Below are 14,289 nucleotides of genomic sequence, written 5' to 3' on the forward strand. Positions count from 1 at the left end.
CGGGAACGGCGCGTTCCGTCGAGCGACGATTGCTACAGCTCGGAGGCCGGCACCCCGACTCCCAGGATCATGGGCTCGTCCGACTGCTGCGGTTTGGGCGCAGCTTTGCCGGCACGTGCAACATACTGTGTTCCGGCTGCCGGTGCGTCCGCCACGGTAGCGGCACGCTCGATCGTGGCGTTCTCAGCCGAGCCCTGGGCGCTGCTGGCGGCTCGGTGCCGCCGCTTACGGTGACCGGACGATGGGGCCGCACCGGAGCCGTCCGCGGACATGCCCTGCCTCGCCGCCTCCTGGCCCGCCGGGGCCCGATGCGCCGGTTCGTCCTCCGCAGGCGCCATGGTCCCGCTGGCCGGGCTCGCAGGATCCTCGCGCGCCGGGCTGCCGGAATCCGCCCCACCCGCCGTAGGGAAGCGGTTGAAGGCCTCCGTCAGACTCTCCAGGGTCAGGGCCGGCTCCGGACGGACGGAAGCAGGCGCGTTCTCCGCTTTGGGGAGCGTCACCTGCTCCCCATTGATCGTCAGCACAGCGGCCGACGACGGCGCTTCCGCCACCGGCGAGACTCCTTGCCCGTGATCGTGCTCATGCGCCGCATGAGTGGCAGCGGCGATGCTGGCCAGGGCAGCCCGCGCGGCTTCGGCACGAGCCTGGCGTTCGGCGTCGTCGGCCCTCGGTTCCGGCGGGGAAACGTGCTCCTCCTCCACCGGCGGAGTCTTCGCCCGGCGCTTGCGTTCGCTGCGGGACATCTTCTCCTGGCGCAGGTGCTGCTGGTGGTTCTCCGTCGACACAGCGTGCCTGCGGTGCTCAACCGGTTCGTCATGGGTGACGACACCGCGACCCGCACAGTGCTCGCAGTTCTCGCCGAACACCTCCAGCAGCCCGGTTCCCATCCGCTTGCGGGTCATTTGGACGAGGCCCAGCGAGGTGACCTCAGCGACCTGATGCTTGGTCCGGTCCCGTCCGAGGCATTCGACGAGCCGCCGCAGCACGAGGTCGCGGTTCGCCTCGAGCACCATGTCGATGAAGTCGATGACGATGATGCCGCCGATGTCGCGCAGGCGAAGCTGCCGGACGACTTCCTCAGCCGCTTCAAGGTTGTTCTTGGTGACGGTTTCCTCGAGATTGCCGCCGCTGCCGGTGAACTTGCCTGTGTTCACATCGACCACGGTCATGGCTTCGGTCCGGTCGATCACCAGCGAGCCGCCGGAAGGCAGGAACACCTTGCGGTCCAGTGCCTTGTGGATCTGCTCGTCGATGCGCCGGGCAGTGAAGATGTCCTCGTCCTTCGTCCACTTCTCGAGCCTGCCCACGAGATCCGGGGCGACGTACATGACGTACGCCTCTATTGTGTCCCAGGCTTCCTCGCCGGAGACGATCAACTTGGAGAAGTCCTCGTTGAAGACGTCCCGGACCACCTTGATGGTCAGGTCCGGTTCACCGTAGAGCAGTTCCGGCGCGAGCGTCTTGGTTGACTTCGCCTTGCCCTCAATTGTCTCCCACTGGGAGCGGAGGCGGTTGATGTCGTGGGTCAGTTCCTCTTCGCTGGCTCCCTCTGCCGCGGTGCGCACGATGACGCCTGCGTTCTCCGGGAGCCGGTCCTTGAGGATCCGCTTGAGGCGATTGCGCTCAACGTCGGGAAGCTTGCGGGAGATTCCGGTCATGGAGCCGCCCGGCACGTACACCAGGTACCGCCCGGGAAGGGAGATCTGGCTGGTCAGCCGTGCGCCCTTGTGGCCCACCGGATCCTTGGTGACCTGCACCAGCACCGGGTCGCCCGACTTCAGCGCAAGCTCGATGCGGCGCGGCTGGCCGTCCAGTCCGGCCGCGTCCCAGTTGACCTCGCCGGCATACAGTACGGCGTTGCGTCCCCGCCCGATATCGATGAAGGCAGCTTCCATGCTGGGCAGGACGTTCTGGACCTTGCCGAGGTAGACGTTCCCGATCAACGAATCCTGCTGGGTCTTGGACACGAAGTGCTCCGCGAGCACTCCGTCCTCCATGACACCGATCTGGATCCTGTCGTCGCGCTGGCGGACCACCATCTGGCGGTCAACGGATTCACGACGTGCAAGGAACTCCGCCTCGGTGATGACCTGGCGGCGCCTGCCCGAATCCCTCGACTCACGACGGCGCTGCTTCTTGGCTTCCAGCCGGGTGGATCCCTTCACGCTGGTCACCTGGTCCGACGGCGCTTCCTGGCTCTGCCGCGGCGCACGGACACGCGTGATCGTGTTCGGCGGATCATCATCCTGCCCGCCGGTAAGTTCGAGGTCCTCATCACCGCGGCGGCGGCGACGGCGACGGCGGGAGGTCACCGGCTCGCTCTCCTCACCGGATTCCGCCGGCCCCTGGTTCCGGGCCTCCGGCCCGGATTCGGAGGCCTCAGACTCCGTCGCCCGGCTGCGGCTCCTGCTGCGCCTGCTCCGGCGGCGTCCGCGCCCGTCGTCGTCGCCCTCGGTATTGTCTTCGGCGTCTTCGGTAACAGCCTTCGGAGCGGTCTTCGGCGGCGTCCGCGGCACAACCGCGGTGAGGTCCGGAGCGTGGAAGAGCAGGGATACCGGCGAATCCGGAACGGCGAAGGGGTCCAGGCCGGCACGGTCATCCGCTTCGGCGCCCCCGGAAGCGACGTCCTCGTCGGCCGCAGCGTCTGGTGCCGGCGCAGCCTCCGGTGCGCCGGCAGCAGTCTGAGCGTCCTGGCTTACGCCCGTTCCAGCGCTCCCGGAATCGGCGAAGTCATCTGCAGGCCCCGCGCTGCGTGTTGCTCGACGGCTGCGCGTCGGGCGGGATCGGCGGGGAGCTTCTTCGGCCGCCGGCACTTCGGGAGCACCGGCAGACTGAACATCCGGCGCAACAGTTTCCGTGGCAGCAGGCTCAACTGCTGCTGGGGGTTCTACTGCCGACCCTCCGGTAGCACCCTCCACGGTGGCTGCCTTCGTTGCCACACGACGACGGCGGACGGGCCGCTCCGGCGAGGAACCGGCCTCATCCGGCGCCTCCGCTGAGGCCGCGGACGGCTCAGGACTCACATCGGTCGCGGATTTGCGGGTACGCCGGGTGCGCGCGGGCTTCTTTTCTGCTGCGGGTGCATCGCTCGAAAACTGGCCCTCTTCGACGACAGCTTCGCCGGTCGGGGCGTCAGTAGAAGTTCCGGAAGCACCGGCGTTTGAACCGACCGACGGCGGCTGGGATGGGGACTCGGGCAGGCTGACCTCAGGCTGTGACGCCCGCCGGGAAGTCCGGCGGCGCGCGGGTTGCGCGGCCTCTTCACCGTCAGCGGCCGCCGGTACGGCTTCCGGAGGCTCAGCTACGTCCTCATTTTTCCTGCGGCGGGTACGCGGCGCCTTGAGCGCCGGCGCTTCCTGCTCAGCTGTGTCCGTCAGGACCTCTGAGGTGTCTGATGCGTTTGTATCCATATTCGGCTGTGCTCCACCCCCGCGAACGGCGTCCACATTCCGTCGCCGCGAGGCGCTTGGTCGGGTGTCCGCGGCGTGAGTGCACCCGCCACCCGGAAGTCGTTATTGTGTCGTTCGAGGTCGCGCCAACCATGGGGCGCGGCATCACTCGAAGACCAGTGGCGCTTTTCCTGCCCGATCGCTGAAAACCAGCGCGGGTCCTGCCCGGCGGATTCTGCGGGGTTCACCATGAAGTGCCAAATCCGCAGGAGCGTCGCCGGCAGAACCGGAAGCCTGTCACTGGACCGGCACCGGAATGTGGTTCCCGCACCAGCCACGTTCATTGTCTCACACGCCCATCACCACCGCCTGTACCGGCCGCTAGACTCGCTGGTGGCAAACAAGCCGGCACAGCGATACCGAGGAGGGGCGCATGCCCGAGGACGCCCGGACAGAGCCGGCGGGTTGGAGCGGAAGCACTCAACCTGCGTTGGCCGGCGACCGCGGTATGGCGTGGTTGATGGCCGTGTGCGGCGTCGTCGGCTTTCTGGCCTCGGGGCAACTGGTCCTGGAACGGATCGCGCTGTACGAGAATCCGAACTACGTGACGTCCTGCGACATCAGCCCGTTTGTCTCCTGCGGCGAGGTGTTCCGCACCTGGCAGGCGGCGTTGTTCGGGTTTCCCAATCCGCTGATCGGCCTTGTTGCCTTCACGATCATCCTCACGACGGCGATGGTCCTGTTCTCGGGTGCGCGTCCGGCCCGCTGGTACTGGCGCGGCCTGCAGATCGGAGTCAGCCTCGGGTTCATTTTTGTCGTCTGGCTTTGGAGCCAGGCACTGTTCGTGATCCACATCCTGTGCCTGTACTGTATGGCGGTGTGGGCAGTTCTGATCGTCCTGACTGTCCTGCTGACGGCGCGGAACATCATCCGTGGAGATCTTCCGGCGCCCGGAGGCATACGGCGGTTCCTTGCCGAATGGGCATGGCCGCTCACCGTGCTGCTGCTCGTAGCGACCGCGGCCTCTGTGTTCTTCAGTTTTTCCCGGGCATTCCTCGGCTGAGCTGCGTCCGGCGGGTTAGAGCTTAGGCAGCTGACCCGTGGCCGAAGGCACCTCACCGGGCAACGGACGCGCCACGGGCACCTTGGTTCCGAGCACCTGCTCCACTGTGTCCTGTGCAACCTTCCGGGCAGTCAGCCCGACATGCTCCAGAACCTCGCTGCGTGAGCCATGGTCAAGGAATTCCACCGGCAGGCCAACCTCGTTGAGTGCCGTATCCACGCCGGCAGAGCGCATCTCCTGCCGAATGCGCGATCCGACGCCGCCGGCACGCACCCCGTCCTCGATGACGACGACGATGCGGTGCTCGGCAGCAAGCTCAATGACTGAACGGGCCACCGGCAATACCCACCGCGGATCGATGACGGTGGAACTGATCCCCTGGGCCCCCAACCGGTTGGATACATCAAGCGCGAGTTCGCTCATGGCTCCGACGCTGACAATCAGGACATCATTCTGGCGGGAACCGGCCGGTCTGCGGCAAAGGACGTCCACCCCGTCGGAGAGCCGTTCAACAGCCTCAACCTCGACACCGACGTTACCCTTCGAGTAACGCACCACCGAGGGTGCATCGCCGATGGCCACCGCCTCGCGGAGTTCCTCCCGAAGCCGGGTGGCATCACGCGGCGCCGCCAGATGCAGCCCCGGTACGATCTGCAGCATCGAGAGATCCCACATACCATGGTGGCTCGCGCCGTCGGGCCCGGTAACTCCGGAGCGGTCCAGCACAATGGTCACGCCCGCCTTATGGAGGGCGACATCCATCAGAAGCTGATCGAAAGCACGGTTCAGGAAGGTGGCGTACAGCCCGATCACCGGATGGAGGCCGCCAAAAGCCATGCCGGCTGCGCTGGTGAGAGCATGCTGTTCCGCAATGCCGACGTCGAACACCCGGTCCGGGTGGTTCGCGGCAAACTTGTGGAGCCCGACCGGAATGAGCATGGCGCCGGTAATGCCGACGATGTCCTGCCGCTCATCGGCTATGGCCGCAATTTCCTCGGCAAAAACCGAGGTCCATGACTGTACTCCCCCGGCGCCGATCGGCTCGCCGGTTTCAGGATCAATGATTCCGACGGCGTGGAACTGGTCCGCTTCATCGGCACGTGCGGGCGCGTAGCCGTGGCCTTTCTCGGTAATGGCATGGACGATGACCGGACCACCATAGTTTTTGGCCTGGGTCAGTGCGTGCTCTACCGCAGCGAGGTCATGACCGTTGATGGGGCCAATGTATTTCATGCCCAGATCCTCGAAGAGGCCCTGGGGCGCCCACCAGTCCTTCACGCCCTTCTTGGTGGCGTGCAGGCTCTTGTAGGCGAAGCGGCCCACTGTACCGCCGTTCTGCAGCTTGCGCTTCCACCAGTCGAGGGTGCCCTCATACACGCGGTGGGTACGCACCGTGTCAAGGGTTGGCCGCAGCGAGGCGAGGTAGTCAGCAACCCCGCCGATTGTGGGTGCGTAGGAGCGACCGTTGTCATTGACGACAATCACGACCCGGCGCCGTTGGTCAGCGGCGATGTTGTTGATCGCTTCCCAGGCCATTCCGCCGGTCAGGGCGCCGTCGCCGATCAGGACAACGGCAGTGCGATCCTCCTCGCCGTTCAACACGCGCGCCCGCGAGATGCCATCCGCCCACGAAAGCGACGCCGAGGCGTGCGAGCTTTCAACGACGTCGTGGACTGATTCAGCACGGGAAGGATAGCCCGAGAGCCCGCCCTGCTGGCGCAGGGAATCAAAATTCTGACGTCCGGTCAGGAGTTTGTGCACATAGGACTGGTGCCCGGTGTCAAAGACAATACTGTCGCGAGGGGAGTCAAACACCCGATGAATGCCGATTGTCAGCTCAACAACGCCCAGGTTGGGACCCAGATGGCCGCCGGTTCGCGACACGGTACGGATGAGGAAGGCACGTATCTCCGCTGCCAGGCGGGAAAGCTGCTGTCCTGACAACCTGGTGAGGTCCTGTGGGCTGTGGATGGTCTCCAGGAGTCCCATCGCGCCTCCTTCTGCTACTTGTGATTCACGGCACCGGTGCGTTCTCACACGCTGTTAACTCTAACGCGGCCTGCCGCCCAGCCGTGCCCGCGGCCGTCGCGCGCCGCCGGTGCAACACAAAACACGCCGCTCCCAATACCGGGAACGGCGTGTTTTGCATGGACGGGGGCTCGGTCAGGACGCCGCTGCCAACTGGCGCAGGACGTACTGCAGAATTCCGCCGTTGCGGTAGTAGTCAGCTTCACCCGGCGTGTCGATGCGGAGGACAGCATCGAAGGTGACCGGACTACCGTCCTCTTCCGGAGTGGCCGTCACCTTGACGGTTGCCGGCGAGTTGCCGTTGTTCAGCTCGGTGACGCCCTCAATGGCAAACGTCTCAGTTCCGGTCAGTTTGAGCGTTGCAGCATTTTCACCGGCAGGGAACTGCAGGGGCAGCACACCCATACCGATGAGGTTTGACCGGTGGATACGCTCGTAGCTTTCTGCGATGACGGCCTTGACTCCGAGCAGCGCAGTGCCCTTGGCAGCCCAGTCACGCGATGACCCTGAACCGTATTCCTTGCCCGCGAGGACAACCAGCGGTGTCTCTGCGGCCTGGTAGTTCATCGCGGCATCGTAGATATAGGCCTGCGGTCCGCCGGTCTGCGTGAAGTCGCGGGTGAAGCCGCCCTCTACTCCATCGAGCAGCATGTTGCGCAGCCGGATGTTTGCGAAGGTGCCGCGGATCATTACCTCGTGGTTGCCGCGGCGTGATCCGTAGGAGTTGAAGTCCTTGCGGGCTACGCCATGCTCGAGGAGGTAACGGCCCGCCGGGCTGTCGGACTTGAACGATCCCGCGGGGCTGATGTGGTCGGTGGTGACGGAATCACCGAGCTTGGCGAGCACGCGGGCTCCCTCAATGTCCGCTACCGGCTCCGGTTGGGCCTGCATGCCCTCGAAGTACGGAGGCTTGCGCACGTAGGTGGAGTCCTCCGCCCAGGCGAAGGTGTCGCCCTCCGGGGTATCGAGCGCCTTCCAGCGGTCATCGCCGTCGAACACTCCCTCGTAGCCCTTTGAGAACATGGCCTCGTCAATCGAGGAATCGATGACCTGCTGCACTTCGGTGGGGCTCGGCCAGATGTCCTGCAGGAAGACGTCGTTGCCTGACTCGTCCTGTCCGAGCGGATCATTCTCGAAGTCGAAGTCCATGGTTCCAGCCAGCGCGTAGGCAATGACCAGCGGCGGCGACGCGAGGTAATTCATCTTGACGTCGGGGTTGATGCGGCCCTCGAAGTTCCGGTTGCCCGAGAGCACTGCAGCAACCGAGAGGTCGTTGTTCTGGATCGCGTTGGAGATTTCCTCCTCAAGCGGACCGGAATTGCCGATGCAGGTGGCGCAGCCGTAGCCCACGATGAAGAAGCCAAGCTTTTCCAGGTACGGAGTCAGCCCGGACTTGTCATAGTAATCGGTGACAACCTTCGAGCCGGGTGCCACGGAAGTTTTCACCCAGGGCTTCGAAGCGAGGCCCTTGTCCACGGCATTCCGGGCGAGCAGCGCCGCGGCCAGCATCACTGACGGGTTCGAGGTGTTGGTGCACGAGGTGATCGACGCGATGCTTACTGCACCGTGGTCGAGGATGAATTCCCGCCCGTCCGCCATATTGACCTTGACCGGCCGGGACGGCCGTCCGTTTGCCGATGCTGCAGCGGAATGCTTGAGCGTGGACGTCATGGCAGGGACGTCTGAGGCCGGGAAAGACTCCTCGAGCGCCTCGTCCAGCGCTGCGTCATCAGCGTTACCGGTGTAGTTGTGGATGTCCTTGCGGAACTGCTCCTTGGAGTCCGTCAGGGCGATGCGGTCCTGGGGCCGCTTTGGCCCTGCGATGGAAGGAACAACGGTGGACAGGTCCAACTCGATATACTCCGAGAAACGGATCTCACGCGAGGGGTCATGCCAGAGGCCCTGTTCCTTGGTGTAGGACTCCACGAGCGCGACACTCTCTTCAGAGCGACCGGTGAGGCGCAGGTACTCGAGCGTGACGTCGTCGATGGGGAACATGGCGGCCGTTGAACCGAATTCCGGGCTCATGTTGCCGATGGTGGCGCGGTTGGCCAGCGGAACCTCTGCAACGCCTTCGCCGTAGAACTCAACAAACTTCCCGACGACGCCATGCTTGCGGAGCATCTCCGTGATGGTCAGAACTACGTCGGTTGCCGTTGCGCCGGCCGGGATTGAGCCGGTGAGCTTGAAGCCGACGACGCGTGGAATCAGCATCGACACGGGCTGGCCAAGCATCGCGGCCTCGGCCTCGATGCCGCCGACGCCCCAGCCCAGCACGCCCAGGCCATTGACCATGGTGGTGTGGGAGTCGGTGCCGACGCAGGTGTCAGGATAGGCACGCAGCGTACCGTCTACCTCGCGGGTCATGACCGTACGCGCCAGGTATTCGATGTTGACCTGGTGCACAATGCCCGTTCCGGGGGGAACAACCTTGAAGTCATCAAAGGCGGTCTGGCCCCAGCGCAGGAACTGGTAACGCTCGCCATTGCGCTCGTATTCAATCTCCATGTTGCGCTCGATCGCCTCGGAATTGCCGAAGACGTCGATCTGCACGGAGTGGTCGATGACCATTTCAGCAGGTGCGAGCGGGTTGACGCGCGCCGGATCTCCGCCGAGCTCCTTGACAGCTTCCCGCATGGTGGCCAGATCCACGACACAGGGCACGCCGGTGAAGTCCTGCATCAGGACGCGCGCCGGAGTGAACTGGATTTCGGTGCTCGGCTGGGCGTCTGCGTCCCAGTCTGCGAGGGCGCGAATGTGATCCGCAGTGATATTTGCGCCGTCCTCGGTGCGCAGCAGGTTCTCGAGCAGAACCTTGAGGCTGTACGGAAGGCTCTCGGCGCCTTCAACTGCATTCAACCGGAAAATCTCATATTCGGCACCGGCGACGTCTAGTACGCCTTTGGAACCGAAGCTGTCCACACTACTCATGTCAGGACTCCTCTCGCCGTCTTCTATCCTTGTTCCGGCGGGCGCGAGCTGCTAGTTAGGAGTACCTAAGACTCCAGCAGGAGCAGGTGTCGGGTTTTCGCGTCGATCATAAGGCCGCGAAGTCCACGCGGAACAACATTTTCATCCTATCGGTATGCAGCGATCGAGCGCTCACTCTCCGCGGAAGACTGCCACCGACTCCATGTGGTGCGTGTGCGGATACAGGTCAAGCACGCGCAGGGATTCAAGGCTCCATCCCGCCGCCGTGAAGTAGGCGGCATCGCGGGCGAAGGAAGCCGGATCGCAGGATACGTACACCACCGACTTTGCGCCGGTTCCGGTCATGGCCCGAACGACCTCCCTGCCTGCACCGGCCCGCGGCGGATCCAGCACGACGGCGTCCAGATGCGGCCGGCGCTCACGCAGCACCTTCTCCACCTTGCCCTGCACGATATCCACGTGGGCACGCCCGTGGAGATTCCTCCGCGCGTCACGGCTCGCTGCCGATGATCCCTCGACGGAGAGGACGGAACCCGCCTCACCGACGCGTTCCGCGAGCGCTGCGGTGAACAATCCCGCTCCGGCATACAAATCCGCCAACCGCAGGCCGGGCGCTGCATCGAGGCCCTCGAGCACCGCCGCTGTCAGGACCGCCGGGGCACTACGGTGGATCTGCCAGAAGCCCTCTCCGGTGACCCGGAAGCTATGGTTTCCAACGGTTTCACGCACCCAGGTCTTACCGCGGAGCTGCGTCAGCGAGCCCGTTTCAGGGTTCCACGCCGCCACCGACGCGCCCTGGATTTCCTCAGCTACCGCCCGGATCCTGCGGTTAGGCCGATCCTGTCGGGTGTTGAGCAGCACCAGCGGCTCATCATCCCCGGACCCCGCGGCGACTTCCACTCCATCCAGGCCGCTGAAGTCCAGGTTCCAGAGCGCCAGGCCATTGATCGCAGGAACGGCCAGCGGCATATCGGCCACCGGAATCAGCACGTTCGAGCGGTGCTCATGCATGGCAAGATGCCCGTCTGGATCGACGGCGAAACCCACCCGGGTGCGCCATCCCAGCCCGTCCGGCGCTTCATCGGGAACCGGTTCGACGGTGATGTCGCGCTCGATCTTTCCAAGGCGCGCAAGCTGCTCCGAGAAGATTTCACTCTTCAGACGGCGCTGCGCGGACAGGTCGATGTGACCGAATTCCGCGCCTCCCACCGGACGGGTGCCGCGCAGTCCGGCGAGGCCGGCGTCAGCCAACGGCCATGGGTGGTTCACGCGGTCGGAAGAGGACTGGACCACCTCCGTGGCGTCCGCGCGCCAGAAGCGGGCGTCGTCGTCGTGCTCGGTCAGGCGTGCCTTCACCACCTCTCCGGGCAGCGCGTGGCGCACGAAGATCACCCTGCCCTCGTGCCGGGCAACGCAGTGCCCGCCGTGGGCGGGCGGACCGATGGTTAGTTCGAGTTCTGGGTTCTGGGTCACCTGAGGTCCTGGGATTCGCGGGCGGCGTCGGAGGATGCCAACTGCCATGGCACGCTTGCCACCATAACCCCCGGCTCGAAGTGCAGCCGGGTCTTGATGCGCAGCGCGGTCTGGTTGTGGACCAGCTGCTCCCACCATTTACCGACGACGTATTCCGGGATATAGACCACAATGAGGTCCCGCGGCGAATTCCGCCGCATGGACTTGATGTAGTCCATGATCGGCTGGATGGTGTCCCGGTAGGGCGAGGCGAGGACGGTGATCGGCACCGGGAGCTCGAGCCGGTCCCAGTCCTCGAGCGTGCGGCGGGTCTCTTCGGCGTCGACATCAACCACGATCGCATCAAGTTTTGAGGGGCGGGACGCACGGGCGAAGGCCAGCGCGCGCAGGACCGGCTTGCGCACATGCGACACGAGAATGACGGCGTGGACCCGTGAGGGCAGGGCGCGGGCGGAGGCGGCGTCGTCGATCGCAAGTTCACGCGCCACCTGGTCATAGTGCTTTTTGATGCTGAGCATGACCGCGAAGAGCACCACCATCGCAAGGACTGCGATCCAGGCTCCGAACTCGAATTTGGTCACCAGGACCACCACGAGCACTGCGGCGGTGAGTACAAATCCGATCGAGTTGATGGCGCGGGACTTGTTCATCTGCCGGCGGTGCTTCTTGTCGACGGTGCTGCGCAGTTCCCGGGTCCAGTGCTTGATCAGCGCGAGCTGGGTGGCGGTGAAGGAGACGAAGACGCCGACGATGTACAGCTGCACCAGCTGGGTGACGTCCGCCCGGAAGACAACGATCAGCGCAATGGCCCCGAGACCGAGCGCCATGATGCCGTTGCTGAAGGTGAGCCGGTCGCCGCGGGTACGCAGCTGACGTGGAAGGTATCCATCCTTGGCGAGGATCGATGCCAGCACCGGGAAGCCGTTGAACGCTCCGTGCGCGGCCAGCAGGAGGATGAGCGCAGTCGCTGACACAACCACGATGAACGGCAGGCTTCCGCCGTCGAAGATGGTTCTGGCAAGTTGGCTGATCACCGGATTCTGGACGTAGGAGCCTCCCACGGGTTCACCACCAAGCAGCAGCTGCTCCGACGGATTCTGCACCACATGCACGCGGGTCGCGTTCGCCAGGTAGATAACCCCCGCCGTCATCGCCGACGCGACCACGCCCAGTATGAGCAGCGTGCTCGCTGCATTGCGGCCGCGCGGCGGTTCGAAACTCGGCACGTTTGCGCTCGGTGCCTCCACGCCGGTCAGCGCAGCCGCGCCCGAGGAGAACGCCCGCAGGATGAGCAGCGCTCCGGCCAGTCCTACCAGACCGCTCTCGAACGCCGGATCCGGAATGATCTCGAAGCGGGCACTCGGCGCCTCCCCCAGCGTCCCGGAGAGCCGCTGCACGATCCCGGCCATGCAGAGAGCGAGGATCGCCGCCATGAAGATATAGGACGGGACGGCCAGGACCCGTGCGTCCCGTGTGAATCCCCGCAGGTTCACAAGCACCAGAACGACGACGGCGCCCGCCGCCAGCGCGCTCTGCGTGCCCGCCAGGGCCGGCGCCAGCGAGATTAGATAGTGCGCGGCGGCGGAGACCGACACCGCCACGGTGAGGACGTAATCCACCATGAGGGCCGCGGCGACGGTCACGCCGGCCCCGTTGCCCAGATTGCGCCGGGCGATCTCATAATCGCCACCGCCTGAAGGATAGGCGTGCACTGATTGACGGTAGGACGCTATGACCACCAGCAGCACCACGATGACGGCGAGACCCACCCAGGGCGACACAGCAACAGCTGTAACGCCCGCCAGCGCGAGGGTGAGGAGAATCTCGTCCGGCGAGTACGCTGCCGAGGACAGCGCGCTGGTGGAGAACAGCGGCATGGCGATCTTCTTGGGCAGGGTCTCATGCCGGAGCCGGTCATTGCGGAACGGTTTGCCCACCAGCACCCGCTTGACGGCCTCGAAGAATGTCAGCACAGCCCACAGACTAGCGCGTTTGAGCGGCGTCGCCTCTACCGGACCACTACGCTTAGGTCTGACAATCGGGAAGCAGACAACCAGGGGTGGTCAGTGGCGCATTTCGTAATCATGGGTTGCGGCCGGGTGGGAGTCAGCCTTGCGCATACGCTCGACGAGTCCGGGCACAGCGTTGCGATCATCGATCAGGACGACCGCGCGTTCCGCCGGCTGAGGGGCTCATTCGGCGGCCGCAAGGTTACGGGTGTGGGGTTTGACCGCGACACCCTGAAAAACGCCGACATTGAAAACGCCTATGCCTTTGCGGCTGTCTCCAGCGGAGACAATTCGAATATCCTTGCAACCCGGGTTGCCCGGGAGATCTTTCACGTGCCGCACGTCGTCGCCAGGATCTACGATCCCGGACGGGCCGAAATCTACCAGCGGCTGGGAATACCCACGGTGGCGGCGGTCCGGTGGAGCGCCGACCAGGTTCTGCGCCGGATTCTGCCTGAACAGAGCATCAACGGTGACTTCCGTGAATCCTCGGGCAGGCTCATCCTCGGTGAACTCGCACTCCATGACGGTTGGCTCGGCAGGTCTGTGAAGGAAATCGAATCAGCGGCAGGGGTCCGCGTTGCTTACCTCACCCGATTCGGTGAGGGAATGCTGCCGGTCTCCGGGACCAGCTACCAGGAAGGCGATGTAGTCCACGCCATGATGGAAACTGTCGCAACAGACGAAGTGGCTCGGGTACTGTCGAAGCCGCCTCGGGAGGAGCAGGAATGAAGGTTGTCATCGCCGGGGCCGGGAGTGTCGGGTCATCCATCGCGCGCGAACTTCTCTCCAATAACCACGACATCCTGCTGATTGACGAGAAGCCGGAGGTGGTCGGCCGAAGCGGGTTGAAGGGCGCGCGCTGGCTGATCGGCGATGCCTGTGAACTCACCACCCTGAAGGACGCCCGGCTGGACGAGGCCGACGTCGTTGTCTCGGCTACCGGTGATGACAAGGTGAATCTGGTGGTTTCCCTCCTCGCGAAGAGCGAGTTCGGGGTAGGGCGCACAGTGGGCCGGGTCAACAACCCGAAGAACGACTGGATGTTCGACGACTCCTGGGGCGTGGATGTAGCGGTGAACACTCCGCGACTGATGACCGCGCTCGTGGAGGAAGCGGTGGAGATCGGCGACCTGGTGCGACTGCTGACGCTACAGACCGGTGTCTCAGCGATTGTGGAGTTCACTGTTCCGCAGGATTCCCCGCTCGTGGGACGGACTCTCGGATCGATTGAACTGCCGGCCGACTGCACGGCCGTGGCGATCCTCCGTGACGATGCCCCCATCACGCCCAGCCCCGATGATGTTGTCGAAGCCGGCGATGAACTGTTCTTCGTCGCTGCAATTGCCGCGGAAGACGCCCTGAGAGCAGCTCTACGGCCCGCTTCCTGACAAGC

Annotated in this window: 8 protein-coding genes; 3 read left to right on the top strand and 5 right to left on the bottom strand. The window is 64.8% G+C overall.

The features are described from left to right. Positions 1-32: 32 nt before the first annotated feature. Positions 33-3,410: an Rne/Rng family ribonuclease gene (locus ABFX19_RS11500; protein WP_346028344.1), complete on the bottom strand. Its 3,378-nt coding sequence runs from the start codon at positions 3,408-3,410 to the stop codon at positions 33-35. Between the two features lie 412 nt (positions 3,411-3,822). Here ABFX19_RS11500 and ABFX19_RS11505 point away from each other — a divergent pair, with 412 nt between their 5' ends. After that, positions 3,823-4,452, top strand: a complete 630-nt coding sequence (locus ABFX19_RS11505) for a vitamin K epoxide reductase family protein (protein ID WP_277359709.1) — start codon at positions 3,823-3,825, stop codon at positions 4,450-4,452. A gap of 15 nt (positions 4,453-4,467) precedes the next feature. Here the strand turns inward: ABFX19_RS11505 and dxs are convergent, their stop codons facing one another. From dxs to ABFX19_RS11525, 4 genes are all read right to left on the bottom strand, one after another. Beyond that, positions 4,468-6,441, bottom strand: a complete 1,974-nt coding sequence (dxs, locus tag ABFX19_RS11510) for a 1-deoxy-D-xylulose-5-phosphate synthase (RefSeq protein WP_346028345.1) — start codon at positions 6,439-6,441, stop codon at positions 4,468-4,470. A gap of 174 nt (positions 6,442-6,615) precedes the next feature. Further along, positions 6,616-9,411, bottom strand: a complete 2,796-nt coding sequence (acnA, locus tag ABFX19_RS11515) for an aconitate hydratase AcnA (RefSeq protein ID WP_277359711.1) — start codon at positions 9,409-9,411, stop codon at positions 6,616-6,618. A 171-nt stretch (positions 9,412-9,582) separates the two neighbouring features. Next, complete coding sequence (locus ABFX19_RS11520) at positions 9,583-10,884, bottom strand: class I SAM-dependent RNA methyltransferase (protein ID WP_346028346.1); 1,302 nt, start codon at positions 10,882-10,884, stop codon at positions 9,583-9,585. Further along, positions 10,881-12,857 carry an APC family permease gene (locus ABFX19_RS11525; protein WP_346028347.1) on the bottom strand — a complete coding sequence of 659 codons (1,977 nt, stop codon included), beginning with the start codon at positions 12,855-12,857 and terminating at the stop codon, positions 10,881-10,883. Before ABFX19_RS11525 ends, ABFX19_RS11520 begins: the two co-directional genes overlap by 4 nt. A gap of 93 nt (positions 12,858-12,950) precedes the next feature. Between ABFX19_RS11525 and ABFX19_RS11530 the strand changes: the two genes are divergently transcribed. Both ABFX19_RS11530 and ABFX19_RS11535 read left to right on the top strand, forming a co-directional pair. Further along, complete coding sequence (locus ABFX19_RS11530) at positions 12,951-13,625, top strand: potassium channel family protein (RefSeq protein ID WP_056547271.1); 675 nt, start codon at positions 12,951-12,953, stop codon at positions 13,623-13,625. Beyond that, on the top strand, positions 13,622-14,284 hold the full coding sequence (locus ABFX19_RS11535) for a potassium channel family protein (RefSeq protein ID WP_056547268.1): 663 nt from the start codon (positions 13,622-13,624) through the stop codon (positions 14,282-14,284). The genes ABFX19_RS11530 and ABFX19_RS11535 overlap by 4 nt, the downstream gene beginning before the upstream one ends. Positions 14,285-14,289 lie beyond the last annotated feature (5 nt).

The sequence above is a fragment of the Arthrobacter parietis genome, from assembly GCF_039530425.1.
GTDB lineage: Bacteria > Actinomycetota > Actinomycetes > Actinomycetales > Micrococcaceae > Arthrobacter_D > Arthrobacter_D parietis.